This is a genomic window from Thalassospira lucentensis (assembly GCF_050516545.1).
Classification (GTDB): domain Bacteria; phylum Pseudomonadota; class Alphaproteobacteria; order Rhodospirillales; family Thalassospiraceae; genus Thalassospira; species Thalassospira lucentensis_C.
Map to the genome: position 1 here is coordinate 2,844,209 of NZ_CP191544.1, position 16,674 is coordinate 2,860,882.

Here is a 16,674-nt window from a genome sequence, read left to right on the forward strand (position 1 = left end):
AATTAAAACCAGAATAGAAAACCTACAAACCCGGTGCCGGTGGTGTGTGGATTAATCAACCGCAATGCGCAGCAATGCACCTTTTGATTCTGGTTCCTCTTGTCCATTGCAGGTCTGTGCATATGCCGGGGGCACCATCAGCCGCACGGGATATGGTGAAAGACTGATTTCACACGGAAGCTTACCAGCACTTTCACCATCAATTTGTAAGGGTGCGGGGCCGCAATGGCTTTCAATCGTGATACGCTCCGCCCGCACGACGGAAACGTCGGTCTGTTCGTGCAGGCGATTAAGGGTCAGGGCCAATCCGTAACGCGATAGCGCACCAATGCTATTTCCGGGCATTAAAACCACGTCAAAGGCATTGTCGGTCAGTTTTGCACTCGGTGATATGATGAACGCGCCACCATAATGTTGAGCATGGGTAATAACGACGCCGGCAACCCGATAATTTTCCCGGCCAATATTCACTTCAAAATCACGATGGCGCGGAAAGATAATATTGCGGATACCTTCAAGAACATACGCCCCCTTACCGATCATGCGTTTAAGCTTAAGCGACACATTGGCAACGGTATCGGCATCCGTCCCCATTCCGACCATCAGGAAGAATGCCCGCCCGTTTACCAAGCCTGGGCGAACCCAGACCATGCCGGGATTGTTGATATAATCCGCGACGGCCTTGGCTTTGCATTCCAGCCCGACTTCAACGGCCAACACATTGGCCGTCCCCAAGGGGATAACGCCAAGGGGTGGCACCTCATGGCCGTCAATCTGGGCATCAAGCAACCCATTCAGGGCCTCGTTTAACGATCCATCCCCACCTGCAACGAACAGACGCTGATGTGCACGTACTTTGCGCGCAAGTTCACGGGCATGTCCGGGATGAGTGGTTTGCAACAATTCCACCTTGATCCCCGCATGCTGCAGAATCTTGGACAAAAACCGTTGTTTATTACCACCCGCACGTGGATTGAAGATCACAGTCACACCGGCATGGGTCATTCAGAACATACTTCCGAAATAAAACCGAAATAAATCATACATACGCACTACCATATGAAAGAAAACATGTAACAGTTGCTTTACAGAACTGCGAAATTTCTGTGAACGGGTTATATGTTCGCGCGTTTTATTTTAAACCGATACTGGTTGGGGACAGTATTCGGCGTTTTAAACCGTCGGGTTCCAGCCATCCTTTTGGCAGGATACGGAGGAGCGGCAATGACAGCGATGACGCTGCAACCGCATTACCGCACGGTCTGGATTTCAGACGTCCATTTGGGGACACGTGGATGTCAGGCAGATCTTCTTTTGGATTTCCTCAATGAAGTAACGGCAGACACCTATTATCTGGTCGGTGACATTATTGATGGCTGGCGGCTTAAGAAAAGCTGGCATTGGCCGGAAAGTCATCACGCCGTTATCACGACAATCATGGAAAAGGCAAAAAATGGCGCCAAAGTTATCTTTGTGCCCGGAAACCATGATGAATTTGCCCGCGAGTTTGTCGACATGACTTTCGGGCATGTCGAAGTTAAAATGAACGACATTCACGAAACAGCCGATGGCAAACGCCTTTTGGTCATTCATGGCGATGAATTTGACGGGGTTGTTAAATACGCCAAGTGGCTCGCCTATCTTGGCGATACGGCTTACAATTTCGCCATTACGCTTAACCGCTATTACAACGGTATTCGCCGTCGCCTTGGCTATGGATATTGGTCGCTTTCGGCCTATCTGAAGAACCGGGTGAAAAATGCGGTTCAATTCATCTGCAATTTTGAAAACGCCGTCGCTCACGCCGCTGCCAAACGCAAGGTGGATGGTGTGGTTTGCGGGCATATCCATCATGCCGAGAAACGCATGATCGGGGATGTGCTTTATTGCAATGACGGTGACTGGGTCGAAAGCTGCACTGCCCTTGTCGAAGACATGGATGGCAAGCTGGAACTACTTCATTGGGCCGAAATGCGTCAAATGGCCATGACCCATTCCACACCCGGTCGCGATGCCGCCAGTGCGCCGTCGCTTGGCCTTGGTAAACTGATTTCCATGTTCCGTATCGCCCATGCTTCGGGCAGTTCCGCATCCAACGCGTCCCAAAAACGCGATGATGCACCGATTGGAAAGACTGCATGAAAATACTGATCGTAACCGATGCCTGGTATCCACAGGTCAACGGTGTTGTCCGTACCCTTGAAACCGTACGGGGCGAATTGGGCGAGATGGGGCATGACGTGCATGTCATCTCGCCCGATCAGTTTAAAACCATTCCCTGCCCAACCTATCCGGAAATCCGCTTGGCCCTGTTTGCCAAACGGAAAATGGCCAAAATGATCGAAGCCCTGCACCCGGTCGCAATCCACATTTCGACCGAAGGGCCGTTGGGGCAGGCCGCACGGGCTTATTGCCTTAAAAAAGGCTTGCCCTTCTCGACCGCCTATCACACCCGTTTCCCGGAATATATTCATGCGCGGTGGCGCTTGCCGTTATCTATTTCCTATCGCGGCATGCGGAAATTCCATTCGAAATCCCAGTCGGTGATGGTCGCAACCGAAAGCCTGCGTCAGGAACTCTCTGATTGGGGGTTCAACAATCTTCATATCTGGTCACGCGGGGTTGATCTAAACCTGTTTCGTCCACGACCAGAAGCAAGTTTTGGTGACTTTCCAAAACCGCATTGGCTGTTTGTTGGGCGGGTTGCGGTTGAAAAGAATATTGGTCATTTTCTCGACCTTGATTTGCCCGGCACAAAATTCGTCGTCGGCGATGGCCCGCAGCTAGGCGAACTTAAGGGAAAATACCCCAATACGCAGTTTCTCGGCAAAAAAATCGGCGAAGAACTGGCAACTGCCTTTGCGTCTGCTGATGTGTTTGTTTTCCCCAGCAAGACCGACACATTTGGCCTTGTTATTCTGGAAGCCTTGGCATCAGGCACACCGGTTGCTGTCTTCCCGGTTCAGGGCCCCGCCGACATTGTTCGCGGTACCAAGGCCGGTGCAATTGATGCCGATCTTCGCGAAGCTGCCATGGCTGCGTTGGAACTTAAAAGCGAAGACGCCCGCGCCTTGGCCGAACAATATAGCTGGCACAATTCCGCCAGCCAGTTTCTGCATAATCTGGCACCATTTTCCGGTGGATTTGATGGGATTGAGGCCATTCGCATATCCCTTGATGACGCAGCACGACACACGCCAGAGGATATTAAAATCCACACTGACAGCGACAAGACAACTGCGCCAAACGACACGACTGAACCGATCGGTCAGCCAGCACAATAAGGTGCTGGCGACCCGTTCGGTTACATGCAGATATGGGCGTTAAATTAGAAGTGCGATCAAGGCTGAATTGCTTCTTCACACAGGGTTTTGCGCAATATGCGATAGGCGCTTAGGCCATTGATCGCATCGGTCCCCAACCAACGCCGGAAGGGTCGCAAGATCAGATAGACCGGGCGCAGCAAGCCGAACACTTTTCGAAGCGGCACAAGTTGCGGCGCATCGGCACCTGCTGCACGCATATAGGCATGCCAACCTAAACGCAGAAATTCCGGGCGTTTTTTGAATTCACGCTGGATCGAAAAGACAAACAACAAGATGTCACGCGCCTGCGCATCAATCATTGGCATGCGCGCATTTGGATCTTCTTCAAAATCAATAAACCCAATCTTTCCGTCGTCCCGAAGAGTCATATTTCGCAACAATGGCGCACCATGCGCCATACCGGCATGGTGCAGTTCGGCCAAGGACGCACCCGCAGAAGATATGTGATCTTTGACAGCTTCCAGATTATTGGCAAACATGTCGTCTTCGATGCGCGTTTGCAAAATGCCGCCATTATCCCCAATGGCCAGCCAGTTCTGTCCGATATCAACAATATCAGGAACAAGAACCCCTTGGCTTGCGAGTTTCCGCAAGGTATTGGCTTCGCTTTCAAGGCCGGTTTGCCCACCGGCAGACACCGTTGGGCGCAGCAAAGAAATGCCCGTAATATTGGCAAGAAACCGCTGCAACCGGTGCCAGACTTTGTGTTTTGCCGGAACCGCCTGTTTGACCCAGATACGGCGGTTTTCCCAGCGCAGCGCAAAAACGCGCGCGCCAACACCTTGGGCTATTGTATGTTCGACAAGTAGGTGGAGTTGCTCGTTCATTTTTTTGTCTTATATGTCGCTCTTCGTCATCTGCGGACCAGCAGACCGATTTTGTGCCCGTCACACGTCTCCAGTGGCTTGCCGCCTATGTCCGGGCATGCTAGCAACAGCGCGTGTAATAAATCTTATTTTGAGGCCATATCCATATAGATAGTATCGAATTGATACAATCGGAAATGGCGCGAACGACCAGGAAGAGATCATTGCGAAATAATCCGATGGACCCGACTGCTGAACACTGGGGCACTTGGCCGATGGTCAAGCGCATCGTGCAGGATGCAGTAGCCCCCTATTTCGGCAAAATTGTTCTCGCTTTGATTTGTATGGCGCTGATGGCGGGTGCCACAGGCGGCTATGCCTATTTGATGGATCCCGTGATTAACGAGGTCTTCGTCAAACAGAACTCTGCAATGCTCGTCCCTGTTGGTGTCGCGGTTCTTTTCTCTTTTGCCCTCAAAGGCTTTGCCAACTATGGCCAGTCCGTTTTGATGAGCTATGTCGGCGGTCGTATCCTTGCCGACATTCAAAACAAGCTATACGCCCATGTCATCCGCCTCGACATCGGATTTTTCCACAGCACAAACACCGGGAAACTGATTACGCGCTTCACCAGCGATATCACTTCCATGCGTGCTGCCGTCTCTGTTGCCCTTACAGGGTTCGGTAAGGATTTACTCACGGCCCTCGTCCTGATTGGCGTGATGTTTTATCAGGATTGGCAATTGGCGATCATTGCCTTCACGGTCTTTCCAGCTGCCATTTTGCCAATTGCGCGTTTGGGCAAACGCATGCGCAAGGTATCGGCCAATACCCAGCAACAGATCGGTGAGTTTGCCACCCTTCTGGAACAGACTTTCCAAGGCGTTCGCCATGTAAAAGCCTATGGCATGGAGCCATACGAATGTTCGCGTATGGAAAAACTTGTCGAGACGGTTTTCAAACTCAGCTTCAAGGCACAAACCGTCAGCGCACGGTCATCCCCGATCATGGAAACGCTGGGCGGTGCAGCCATCACCACCATCATCATTTACGGCGGCAGCCGGGTGATTGATGGCGCAAGCGATCCGGGCAGTTTCTTCTCGTTTATTACCGCCCTTTTGCTGGCCTATGAACCGGTCAAGCGCCTTGCCAATATCAATATGAGCTTGCAGTCGGGTCTTGCTGCATCCCAGCGTGTCTTTATGGTTCTTGACCTTGAACCTGAAATCAAAGATGCCCCGGATGCAAAACAGCTAAACATTTCGGGCGGGAACATCAATTTCAACAAGGTGTCCTTTGCCTATAACCCGGAAATCACCGCTCTTCGTGATATTGATCTTGAAATCAAGGCGGGCGAAACCGTCGCCCTTGTCGGGCCGTCGGGTGCGGGTAAATCCACCATCCTTAACCTGATCCCGCGGTTTTACGACATTGATAATGGTGCGATTAGCGTCGACGGTCAGGACATTCGCGACATAACGCTTGAAAGCTTGCGCAAAGCTACCGCCTTAGTCAGTCAGGAAATCACCCTGTTTGATGATACGGTTCGCGCCAATATTGCCTATGGCCGTGCCGGTGCGACGGAGGCCGAAATCGAAGATGCAGCCCGCCATGCCGCCGCCCATGACTTCATCCTGCTACTGGAAGAAGGCTATGACACCATTGTCGGTGAAAACGGTGTGAAGCTTTCCGGTGGACAGCGCCAGCGTATTGCCATTGCCCGTGCGATGTTGAAAAACGCACCGATCTTGCTGCTTGATGAAGCAACATCTGCTCTTGATACCGAATCAGAACGCCATATTCAGGGCGCACTGGCCGAGTTGATGAAGGGCCGGACCACTCTTGTCATCGCGCACCGTCTGTCGACCATTGTTGACGCAGACAAAATCTGTGTGATCAATAACGGTCGGGTAACCGAACAAGGCAAACACGAAGAATTGCTTGCACTTGGAGGCGCTTATGCGAACCTTTACAATCTGCAATTCTCAGAAGAAAACGGAAACTGATCCGGGACAATTTCGGGATTTACGGGCGTGCAGTGGCATAAACGGATCATCAGAGGCGACACCACGCGGAGCACTTTGTGCTGGCTCGCGGCAAACTATGTGCGCCTGATCCATACGACAGGACGTTGGCAAACCAAGGGTGGCGATCATCCTGCCCATTACTTGACCGAAGGCAAACCGTTCATCGTTGCTTTCTGGCACCAGCGGCTGTTGATGATGCCCTATACATGGCGTTCTGTTGGCGGGGATCGTCCGTTTAATATGCTGATCTCAGCCCACCGCGATGGGGATATCATTTCCCGCACCATTGCCTATTTCGGCCCCAAAACCATTGCGGGATCGACCGGCAAGGGCAAAGGCGGTGCTGCGGCCCTGCGGCAAATCCTGAAGGCCTTGAAGGCTGGTGAAGTTGTTGGCATGACCCCGGATGGACCACGCGGACCCCGCATGCGGGCATCAGACGGTATCATTCAGGCCGCCCGGATGGGCAATGTCCCGATTTTCCCCCTGACCTATTCTGCATCCAACCGCAAGGTGCTGGGCAGTTGGGACAGGTTTGTTCTGCCCCTGCCATTTTCCCGTGGTGTCTTTCACTGGGGCGATCCGATCCATGTTGATCGCAAACTTGACGAAGCTGGTATTGAAGCCAAACGGCTTGAACTTGAAACAGCCCTGACCAAGTTAACGCAGGACACCGACGCGGCCCTTGGCCTTAAAACCATTCCGCCTGCTGGCCCCAATGAAAAGGCAAAACAGAAACGGTCCGAAATGGCGGCGGAGGAAGCTGATAAATGAGCCTGTTTTACGCCTATCGCGCGGCAACACGCCTGCTTGGCCCGGCTCTTTATCTGTATCTCAACCGCCGGAAAAACCGCGGCAAGGAAGATCCGGGACGGATTGGCGAACGCTTTGGTCATCCCAGTGCCATGCGCCCCAAAGGTAACCTTGTCTGGATACATGGTGCCAGTGTCGGTGAATCCCTGTCTGCCTTGCCGGTCATTGATGAAATTCGTCGACGATACCCGAATGTTTCGGTGCTTGTAACCACCGGCACGGTTACCTCGGCGGCATTGATGCATGACCGTTTGCCACACGGGGTGATCCATCAATTCATTCCGATTGATCGGCAAGTCAGCGTTGCGCGCTTTCTCCATCACTGGAAACCGGATGTCGCACTTTGGCTTGAAAGTGATCTTTGGCCAAACATGCTAACCAAGGCCAAAAAGGCCGGTGTGAAGCTGGTTCTGCTCAATGGGCGCATTTCGGCCAAAAGCTTTAAGGGCTATTCACGGTTTCCGTCCTTCATTCGCCCGGTCATTGCGGCGTTTGATTTGATCCTGACCCAAAGTGTCGAAGAATCCGAACGATTTGAAAGCCTGGGTGCAACCCATGTAAAAACCGCCGGGAATTTAAAATTCACGGCCCCGTCGCTTCCGGCGGATGACACCGAACTTGCAAACTTGCGCGAACAGATCGGCCAACGCCCGGTCTGGCTGGCATCAAGTACCTTTGAAGGCGAAGAACGCATTGCCGCTGACGTTCACAAGGAACTGATCGCGACACATAATAGTCTTTTGACCATCGTCGTTCCGCGCCATCCCAATCGTGCTGATGACATCGAAGCAGACTTGATCGCCCAAGGATTACAGGTTTCACGTCGCAGCCTTGGTCACGCGATTACACCGCAAACCGACATATATCTGGCTGATACCATTGGTGAGTTGGGTCTGTTTTATCGCATCTCGCCGATTTGCTTTATGGGTAAAACCATGTGTGCAACCGGTGGCCAAAACCCGCTCGAACCAGCCAGACTTGGTTGCGCCATTCTGCATGGCCCGGATATGAGCAACTTCATCACCATCAGCGAAGAAATGCGGGCAGCAGGTGCCTGCCGTCCCGCCGCAGACGGTGCAGATTTGACCCGTCAGGTTGGTGCACTGTTGCGCGATAGCGCAACAGTGCAAAAGATCGCCGATGCCGGTCTTGCTTATGCCAATTCCAAGGCAGAAGTTCTTGATCGCACCCTTGATGCATTGCGCCCGATCATGAGCGAAAAAGCGATCCAAGAGGTGGATCATGCGTGATCCGCGTTTTTGGCAACATGACGGAATTGTCCCGACACTCCTAAGACCGCTTTCAGCATTCTGGCGTGCCGGGACATGTATTCGGAACCTGACCATAACCGCCCGCCATCCCGGATGTCCGGTTTTTTGCGTTGGGAACTTTACGGTTGGGGGTGCTGGCAAAACGCCAACAGCCATTGTCCTGTTCGAACTTTTAACCGCCCTTGGCCGTACACCGCATTTCGTAAGCCGCGGCTATGGCGGATCAATTTTGGGTCCACATCGCGTCGATCCGAACAATGACCGCGCCGCACAGGTTGGCGACGAGCCGCTGTTACTTGCCCACCATGGTCCTGCCTGGATTTCGCGCGAACGTTTTCTTGGTGCTGAAATGGCCCATGCGGCCGGAGCGGATGCAATTATTCTTGATGATGGGTTGCAGAACCCATCCCTGATCAAGGATTGCAGTTTTGCTGTTGTTGATAGCCATTATGGCATTGGCAATGGTCAGGTCATGCCCGCAGGCCCAATGCGCGAACCCCTGCTAAGCGGCCTTGAAAAGGTCCGGGCCATTATCCTGATCGGCGATCAGACGCCAAAATTCATTACGGACCAGCCTGCGTCTGTTCCGGTACTCCGTGCACAGATCGAACCGATTAATGGTGCTGATTTTGCCAATCAAAAGGTCATGGCCTTTGCCGGCATCGGACGCCCGGAAAAGTTTTATGACAGCTTAAAACAGGTTGGGGCCGAAATCGTCAAAACCCAAGACTTTGACGACCATCATGTCTTCAGCAAGCACGAGCTGATAAGCTTGCGGACACAGGCAGAGCAGCTTGGCGCAACCCTTGTCACCACGCAAAAAGACCTGATGCGCTTGCCAATGGAAAGCCGCGACGGCATAAGCAGTTTGGATATTCGACTGGCCTTTGATGCACCAGATCAGCTTTCGACGATTGTGAAGACCGTACTTGCCAATGGATAAGAACAGCAAATTCTATCAAATGCGTCAGAAATACATCTCGCACCCGCTGCAGGGGTTTGGTGCATATCTGATCTATTGGCTGTTTGCCGCAATGCCCGTTGATATGGCATCCAATTTTGGCGGCTGGATTTTGCGTAAGATTGGCACAAGACTTGGCCAATCAAAAAAGGCCCGCAACAACCTTCGGCGCGCCTTTTCGGAAAAATCTGCCGAAGAAATCGAAGAAATCATCGCTGGTATGTGGGAACATCTTGGCCGGTCTGCGGCCGAAATTCCCCATCTGCACAAAATGCAGCCCGGTGGCCCCCGCATCGAGATTATTGGTGCCGAACACGGTCTGGCATCCAAGGACGACGGCAAAGCCGGACTGTTCTTTACCGGCCATATTGGCAATTGGGAAGTCAGCATGTGCATTGCCAGCGTGCTTGATATGGACATGATGAGTGTCTATCGCGCGCCCGACAATCCATGGGTTGATGGCCTGTTCATGCGCGCGCGGAAAACTTTCCGTGGGCAGCTGGTAAAAAAAGGCCCTGACGGTGCGCGTAAACTCACCCGCTTCATGAAGGAAGGCGGGCATGCCTGCATGCTGGTCGATCAGAAAATGAGCGACGGCATTGCGGTTCCGTTCTTTGGTCGGGATGCCATGACCGCCCCCGCCTTGGCGCAATTTGCCTTGAAATATGATGCACCCATTATTCCCGTTCGTGTTGAACGTCTTGAAGGTGCGCATTTCCGTATGACGTTTTATCCGGCCCTTAATATTGAAAAGACCGGTGATCGTCGCACGGATATTGCAAACATTATGACGGACGTAAATGCGACGATGGAATCCTGGATCCGCGAGCGCCCTGAACAGTGGCTTTGGGTTCATCGACGCTGGCCTAACTAGGATCAGGACCCATTAATTTGAGTGTTATGGCATTCATTAACTGATTACGAACCCTGATCGCGCACACTCGCGGTTCTCGCCTTTCAGAATGCTGCCAGGAGCCCTCGTTTTTTGCGCCGTTTATTGATCATTCTGTGTTTGATGGTCGCTGGATCGATTTTTATCGTTTGGCCAAGCATGGCGCTTGACCATGACAACGATAACATCCAGGAAACAGCGCGCGATATCCGTTTGCGTTTATCTGAACTTGACCTCCAACTTAAAGAACACTTGCGCAAGGCCTTGGAAGAATATGGCAACCGCCCGGTTGAATGCGCCACCGATGAAAGCAGCAAAACCCTTGCTGAATGCGTTGAAACTGATCCATCTGGTCTTACCCAAACCACCATCACCATCGCCCATACGTATGAGAACGATGAAAACCTGATGGGGGATCTATCTGACACCGAAGAACGCTATGCCCTGTTCACGCAGGAAATGAACAAGACCAACGATCTTTTGGCACGCGCCGGCGCCAAACTCTATCTGAACAGTCTTGATGTCGCCCCGGAAATGGATCAGCTGCGCCGGAACGTCATCATTTATATCGAACGTAAAGAAGCCAATGAATTGCGCACCAAACAGGCATTGCTGATTGCAACGGTCGCCATTATTCTGGTTGCGATATTCTCGCTGATCTTCGCGGTTATTCAGCGTATCCGATAGGGTTACAGCACAATCCCCATCTGGCATTACGCTTTGTCTTCGCCTCCAACCCGATCTTCTCCGGGCAGCAACACAAAAAATGTTGTCCCCTTACCTTCTTCAGTTTCAAACCATACGCGCCCACCATGACGTTTTTGAACAATGTCATGAGTGATGGACAATCCTTGACCTGTTCCTTTTCCAACATCTTTGGTCGTAAAGAATGGATTGAACACCTTTGATCTATTTTCCTTAGAAATACCGGTGCCGTTATCGGAAATACTGACAAGAATGCTGTCATCAAGAAAAGCAGTCTTGATCTTGACTTCGCCTTCTTCCGCCGGTCGCCCCGCAGATTGAATTGCCTGGGATGCATTAACAATCAGATTAAGGAAAACTTGGTTTAGCTCGTTGACGTGACACGGGATATGGGGAATTTCCTGATCATATTCTTCGATCAGATTCGCACAATGTTTCCATTCATTTCTGGAAATCACGGCAACGTTTGAAAGAACCCGGTTTATGTCTGTTGCCGTTTTCTCTGCTCCACTGGGATGAGAGAATTCCTTCATCGACAAAACGATCTGGGCAACCTGATTGATCCCGTCAAGCGATTGCTGAGTGGCATGGGGGATTTCATCAAGCAAAAATTCGACATCGCTATCGCGCATTTTCTGTACAAATTGCCGAAATGCGCCATCGGGCAAATCTTTTTGATGCGTCCACAAGGTATGTAGCGCAAGTCCGACAATTCGCGACAACGCGCCATATCCGTCATTCAGAAACTTCAGATTGTCGCGAATATATTGGCTTGGCGTATTGATTTCATGGGCGATCCCACCCGCAAGGTGACCAATAGCTTCCAGCTTCAAGGCTTCGCGCAATTCTCCTTCCAGTCGCTTATGCGCTTTTTCTGCTTCTTTGCGCTGTGTAATGTCACGAAAGATATAGAGATAACTCATCTCGCCGGTGAAATTGGCTGGGCTTAATGTGATCTCCATTGGAAAGCTGTCACCATCAAGCCTTCGGGCCATTGTTTCTGTGTAATCATATTGCAACGCACCACTGCGAATATTTATGCAGCGGTTAAGAAGTTTGTTCCTGGATGTCGATTTGCGATCAATGAACATTCGATCAACATTGCTGCCAAGCAGGTGGCCCTCAGTGTCATGCAATATCTTGGAAGCGGATTTGTTGTGATCCTGTATGGTGCCCACATTATCAACGATCAAGATACCTTCAACGATGCTATCTAAAATCGTCTTCAGGCGTTCTGTGGTTTCTCTGTGACGGTTTTGCTGCTCAGTCATTAAAGCCAGGTATTGTTCCCTGACTTCATCAGACACATCAATTTCCCGCGCAGCAACAAGAAGCTCGTCGCCCTCTGTATCTGCCACTTGGTCGCCAAGAAGAACTTTTTCGTCTTGCTCTTTCTTATTCACCGCATTTTCCCAGCCTAGAACGCTCATATTCCGTGAAATCTAGAAAATGAGCCCTGAATTTCCATTTCTCAGGAATTGACACGATTTTCCCCAAGCCCGCTTCATTACCCTCGGCTATCCAGTCTGGCGTACCCCTCGCTTGATTTCGACGGGCTCCCTGAAAGTATGTGCCTTTTGGAACACCCTTAGACGCTGAAGCTGAACTTCTGAGATGTAATTTCCATGCGTAAGCAAAACATGATCTTCAGTCGTTTCAAGATCTGTCATCAAGAAGTCTCCGACACGGAGCTGCGCAATACGAACCACCATTTCCCGACCCTCAGGGGGAAGGTCGCCGTCTTCATCCACAACACCGATCAAGTCGCGAATCTTCATGAAAAGATCAAGATCATAGCGGTGTTGATGGCGCTTCAACGTATCAAAATCTATGTCCGTCGGAAGAGGCCCATCTCCGATTTCGGCCAAATCTCGAATGATGCGCAGTATGCGTGCACCTAGCGGTATGCCGTCACCTGCAGGTCCATTTTGCGGAAATCCGCTACCATCAAAATTTCGATTTTGCATGTGGACAATTTCTGCCACGGCTTCAAGCCGTGGGATATTTCCGATAAGTTTACTGCCAACTTCAGGGGTCCGTTTCAGAAGGTCACGCTCCAAAGGCTGCAACGGTTTCTCATCTGCCATCCGCGCCAACACATCTGGTGGCAAAGCAATCATACCGATCGGATATAAAAGGGCGGCAATACCCAGCTCCCACGGGCGGGGATAATTCAGATCCTTGGAAACCCGGTCACACCAGCCTTTAATCTTCATCGCCCGACCAAACACGGCTGGATTGAGCTGCGCCATAATATCTGTAAGAACTTTTACGCTCCCGGCCAGCGTTTCCTGTACGAGGGTCTTTTCCGCGGTAATAAGTTGGTGCTGTCGGATTGCGTCGTTTAGCGCGTTCTCCAAATCCTCCATTTCATATGGCTTGGAGAAGAAACGAAAAATCCTGCCTTTGTTAATGGCATTTACCGCTGTTGCCTGATCAGCATTTCCCGTCAGCATAATACGTACTGTGTCAGGACTTATTTTTTGTACTTTCTCAAGAAACTCAAGACCGTTCATATTTGGCATTTGCATGTCAGCAACACAAACTGCGAATGAATTTTCTGCAAACATCTTTAATGCAGACTGGCCACCGGCTGCCGTCTGAAGATCAAATTTTCCGCGTAACTGGCGGCGCAAAGCCATAAGCAAGTTTTCATCATCATCCACGAACAAAACACGCTGATCGACCATCATGATTTCCCCTTTTTACGACCGCTCTCATTGTAACTCTCAAGAACCAAACCGACTATTTTGCACCATTCGGGAAGCTTCTCTTTCTTCCCGATACGTTTGATATAAGAAAGATCAATCGTTGTTTCTTCGACCGCTGGCATGGAGAGCTCACGGGTCAAATGTTGGGCAACGTATAGCGCAGACAGTCCCGTCATTTCATCACCAGCAAGGTTTGCCGGACAATGGTGATGTGCAACAGCCTGAATAACAGGATCAGCAAACCCCCAAAGCCCAAGCAGATAAGCGCCTATCTCGGGATGGCTTGCGCCAAACAGTTCCTTTTCTGCTTCAATGATCGAGATATTTTTACGCTCCATCAGCTCAAAGGCCTGTTCCATCTTTTCATAATAGTTAAGATTAAGGATCAGGCTGCCCACGTGACTCAACATTCCTGTTGCCGGAAGTAGACGACAAGCTTCTTTGTCCAGCTTTTCATGTTCAGCGATAAGCGAAGCAGCAACCCCAATTTGCTGAGATCGGCGACAAAGTGTCGACATCCGTGAGCTGACGATGCTTGGGCCTTCAAACCCCTTAAACAACCCCATAAACAGCGTTATTGATTTAAGTGTTTCAGTTCCGATCATGCGAATGGCATGGTTAATTGAAGTAATCTTCGTCGGTACCGAAAAATATGCTGAATTGGTCAATTTAAGGATTTCAGCCGTTAGTGCGATATCTGCGGAAACAATCGCAGAAACTGTGTCACTATCGACATTCGGGTCTTCAAGTGCCGTAACGAGCCGTAAATATGTATCAGGCGGAGATGCTAGTCCCTCTATATTCCCGATAATGCTTCTGATATGGGGTTCGGGTAGCAAGCTGCGAATATCAAGCATTTGACGAATTGAATTGATAAGAATTTCGTCATCACATGGTTTAGCAAGATACCGATGCGCCCGCCCCAAAGTCCGCAAAATTGTTTCGTCTTCAGAAAAACCTGACAAAATAATGCGTGCTGTATCCGGGAACTTGTTTTGAACCTGCTTCAGAAGTTCGCCGCCATCCATTCCCGGCATTTTCATGTCTGTCACAATAACATCGAATGTATGTTCATCGCATACAGACAGCGCTTCTGCGCCACTAGACACGAACGTGGCATCCCATTCTGGGCATGCCGAACGCAAACGGCGGCGCAGTCCCCATAGAACATTTTCGCTATCATCGACAAACAATATACTGCTCAGATTCATTCCTCCTTCTGGCTCTTTTTTATTTCGGCCAATCTTCGGATATCACGCATTGATTTAATGCAGTTAACCTTGTCGGTTGAGATAATCCTTACTTTCCAACTTTAGAAATACGAACAGTAACTACCTGTTAGATAAGTCTGCAATCGCCTGAACACAACAGAGTCAGGTCACATTTGAAACCTAGCGTGCAATAGATCGCAGCAGTTGTTTTTTGGAGGGGCGGCAGACAGGTAGGTTTGCGTTAATGAAGGTTTGCCTCGAGTGGACAAATCAATTCACATAATCGGGCACGCCGAATTTATGCAAATCTAGTGATGCGCGTTATTAACGGCTGATCATGTAAAAGCAGTTCGCAGAACCATCACCAATACAGGCAAGTTATCGAAAACGATCAAGCATCGTCTTCGCGCGCACCAATGATCTGATTGCCATTGCGTCTGGCATCCCCCACGGCTGAGAACTTGACCCCACCGGCACTGACCTTTGCGGCATGCACCCCGCCAAAGAACATATCTTCCCGATCCCAACGCTGCTGGTTGTCAAGGCTAAGTCGATCCAAAAGGGCCGTATCAAATCCCGGTTCAACCGACAAAAGACCCTCTTCGACATGCATACGCGGGGCTGCCACCGCACCATGAAGCGTCATGTCAAACACATCCATGTTCAGCAACACCTGAAGCATTGTCGACCGGATGCGGTTTGATCCCCCCGATCCCAACGCAACCGCACTGCCGTCATCGCCGAGATAAAGTGCAGGCGTCATCATCGATGTCATCCGAACCCCGCAGGGCCAATGATGGAACCCATCGGGTGACAAATCTGCTTCGCCCAGCATGTTATTCATCATGATCCCGGTTTGCGGCACAACCCGGCCCGATGAAGACCCGTTCGAGATCGTGGCAGCAGCAAGATTGCCATGCTCATCCACAACGGAAATATGGGTCGTGCCCTGCTGACTTAACGGTCGTTCGCCAATCATCAGACGATAGCGTTCGCAAAGCTCGTCTGCCAAAATGGCCGAGGATGCACCATAGTCACCGCGCACCAGCCCTGTGGCATGAATGATCCGTGAAATGGCTTCGAGATGGCGGGCCGACCCAAAACTTCCCAAGGCCACCTCACGCGCCAGTTTAAGGCCAAATCCAACCAGAACCCCGCCAGATGCCGGTGGAGAATTTAAAACAAACCGCCCTTTGCGCCCGCCGACCAAAAGCGGATCGCGGATCAAAACCCGGTAGGCCGCCAAATCCTCTGCCGTCAGATAACCGCCTAATTCCTGACATTCCCGCACCAATGCATGGCCAAGATCACCATGATAGAACCCATCCGCACCCATCCGCACCAGATAGGAAATGCTTTCTGCCAAATCTGGCTGACGATGAAGTGAACCTTCATCAAGCAATTCAAATCCGCGTTCATCGGTCGATCCGGGCTTTCCAAACACCGACCGGCTATCGGGCGAAAACGCCAAAAGCGGTTGAACTATCCCCATGACATAGCGTTGAAAGGCATCAAGGATGATGCCTTCCCGTGCGGCAATGATCGCTGGTTCGGCCAATTGTGCCATCGGCAGTTTTGCCAGATCGCCGTGGAGCTTGAACAATCCGGCAATCACACCGGGTGTTGCCACCGATCCATAGCCACCGTGAAATTCCTGACTTACGCCACCGGCAAAAGTCGCAAAGCGGCTTTCAAATTCCAGATCTTCGCGCGGGCGTTTTTCAAGCGGGGTTTCAACAAAGAAATCATAAAGTCTGGGCGGTTTCCCCGCTGGCCGGGCCATGACAAACCCGCCCCCGCCAAGAGAAGCCAAAACAGGTTCGGCAACACAGGCCGCCCACATTGCGGCAATCACCGCATCAAACGCATTGCCACCTTCGTCAAGCACACGAGAAGCAGCGCGTGCGGTGACATCATGTCCTGCTGCAACGGCCCCGTGTGTTTTCATGGC

At 51.1% G+C, this 16,674-nt stretch carries 14 protein-coding genes; 8 read left to right on the forward strand and 6 right to left on the reverse strand.

Annotation, left to right across the window (positions count from 1 at the left end; translation table 11 throughout):
* Positions 1 to 51 precede the first annotated feature (51 nt).
* The gene (locus ACQ0MK_RS13170) at positions 52 to 1,005 is read right to left on the reverse strand and encodes a diacylglycerol/lipid kinase family protein (protein WP_430473004.1); all 954 of its coding nucleotides are present in this window, start codon (positions 1,003 to 1,005) and stop codon (positions 52 to 54) included.
* A gap of 219 nt (positions 1,006 to 1,224) precedes the next feature.
* Between ACQ0MK_RS13170 and ACQ0MK_RS13175 the strand changes: the two genes are divergently transcribed.
* Together ACQ0MK_RS13175 and ACQ0MK_RS13180 are read left to right on the forward strand one after the other, a co-directional pair.
* A complete protein-coding gene (locus ACQ0MK_RS13175; RefSeq protein WP_350042428.1) occupies positions 1,225 to 2,142 on the forward strand; it encodes a UDP-2,3-diacylglucosamine diphosphatase in 918 nt (305 codons plus the stop codon).
* Positions 2,139 to 3,284: a glycosyltransferase family 4 protein gene (locus ACQ0MK_RS13180; RefSeq protein WP_430473005.1), complete on the forward strand. Its 1,146-nt coding sequence runs from the start codon at positions 2,139 to 2,141 to the stop codon at positions 3,282 to 3,284. Before ACQ0MK_RS13175 ends, ACQ0MK_RS13180 begins: the two co-directional genes overlap by 4 nt.
* Positions 3,285 to 3,340: 56 nt before the next feature.
* Here ACQ0MK_RS13180 and ACQ0MK_RS13185 read toward each other — a convergent pair whose 3' ends face one another.
* Positions 3,341 to 4,153: a hypothetical protein gene (locus ACQ0MK_RS13185; protein ID WP_430473006.1), complete on the reverse strand. Its 813-nt coding sequence runs from the start codon at positions 4,151 to 4,153 to the stop codon at positions 3,341 to 3,343.
* A gap of 254 nt (positions 4,154 to 4,407) precedes the next feature.
* Here ACQ0MK_RS13185 and ACQ0MK_RS13190 point away from each other — a divergent pair, with 254 nt between their 5' ends.
* The 6 genes from ACQ0MK_RS13190 (at position 4,408) to ACQ0MK_RS13215 (ending at position 10,783) form a co-directional block, all read left to right on the forward strand.
* Positions 4,408 to 6,138: an ABC transporter ATP-binding protein gene (locus tag ACQ0MK_RS13190; protein WP_430476031.1), complete on the forward strand. Its 1,731-nt coding sequence runs from the start codon at positions 4,408 to 4,410 to the stop codon at positions 6,136 to 6,138.
* A 27-nt stretch (positions 6,139 to 6,165) separates the two neighbouring features.
* Entirely contained in the window at positions 6,166 to 6,933 is a 768-nt protein-coding gene (locus ACQ0MK_RS13195) for a lysophospholipid acyltransferase family protein (protein WP_430473007.1), read from the forward strand.
* The gene (locus ACQ0MK_RS13200; protein WP_430473008.1) at positions 6,930 to 8,222 is read left to right on the forward strand and encodes a 3-deoxy-D-manno-octulosonic acid transferase; all 1,293 of its coding nucleotides are present in this window, start codon (positions 6,930 to 6,932) and stop codon (positions 8,220 to 8,222) included. The genes ACQ0MK_RS13195 and ACQ0MK_RS13200 overlap by 4 nt, the downstream gene beginning before the upstream one ends.
* Positions 8,215 to 9,186, forward strand: coding sequence for a tetraacyldisaccharide 4'-kinase (gene lpxK / locus ACQ0MK_RS13205; RefSeq protein WP_430473009.1), 972 nt, complete (start codon positions 8,215 to 8,217; stop codon positions 9,184 to 9,186). Before ACQ0MK_RS13200 ends, lpxK begins: the two co-directional genes overlap by 8 nt.
* Entirely contained in the window at positions 9,179 to 10,078 is a 900-nt protein-coding gene (locus tag ACQ0MK_RS13210) for a lauroyl acyltransferase (protein ID WP_430473010.1), read from the forward strand. The genes lpxK and ACQ0MK_RS13210 overlap by 8 nt, the downstream gene beginning before the upstream one ends.
* A 111-nt stretch (positions 10,079 to 10,189) precedes the next feature.
* Positions 10,190 to 10,783, forward strand: coding sequence for a hypothetical protein (locus tag ACQ0MK_RS13215; RefSeq protein ID WP_430473011.1), 594 nt, complete (start codon positions 10,190 to 10,192; stop codon positions 10,781 to 10,783).
* A gap of 26 nt (positions 10,784 to 10,809) precedes the next feature.
* On the opposite strand, the gene ACQ0MK_RS13220 is transcribed toward ACQ0MK_RS13215, so the two are convergent.
* From ACQ0MK_RS13220 to ACQ0MK_RS13235, 4 genes are all read right to left on the reverse strand, one after another.
* The gene (locus ACQ0MK_RS13220; protein ID WP_430473012.1) at positions 10,810 to 12,204 is read right to left on the reverse strand and encodes a two-component system sensor histidine kinase NtrB; all 1,395 of its coding nucleotides are present in this window, start codon (positions 12,202 to 12,204) and stop codon (positions 10,810 to 10,812) included.
* A 114-nt stretch (positions 12,205 to 12,318) separates the two neighbouring features.
* Positions 12,319 to 13,494 carry an HD domain-containing phosphohydrolase gene (locus tag ACQ0MK_RS13225; protein WP_430473013.1) on the reverse strand — a complete coding sequence of 392 codons (1,176 nt, stop codon included), beginning with the start codon at positions 13,492 to 13,494 and terminating at the stop codon, positions 12,319 to 12,321.
* Positions 13,491 to 14,723, reverse strand: coding sequence for a response regulator (locus ACQ0MK_RS13230; protein ID WP_430473014.1), 1,233 nt, complete (start codon positions 14,721 to 14,723; stop codon positions 13,491 to 13,493). The genes ACQ0MK_RS13225 and ACQ0MK_RS13230 overlap by 4 nt, the downstream gene beginning before the upstream one ends.
* A 391-nt stretch (positions 14,724 to 15,114) precedes the next feature.
* Complete coding sequence (locus tag ACQ0MK_RS13235; RefSeq protein WP_430473015.1) at positions 15,115 to 16,671, reverse strand: gamma-glutamyltransferase family protein; 1,557 nt, start codon at positions 16,669 to 16,671, stop codon at positions 15,115 to 15,117.
* Between the last annotated feature and the right edge of the window lie 3 nt (positions 16,672 to 16,674).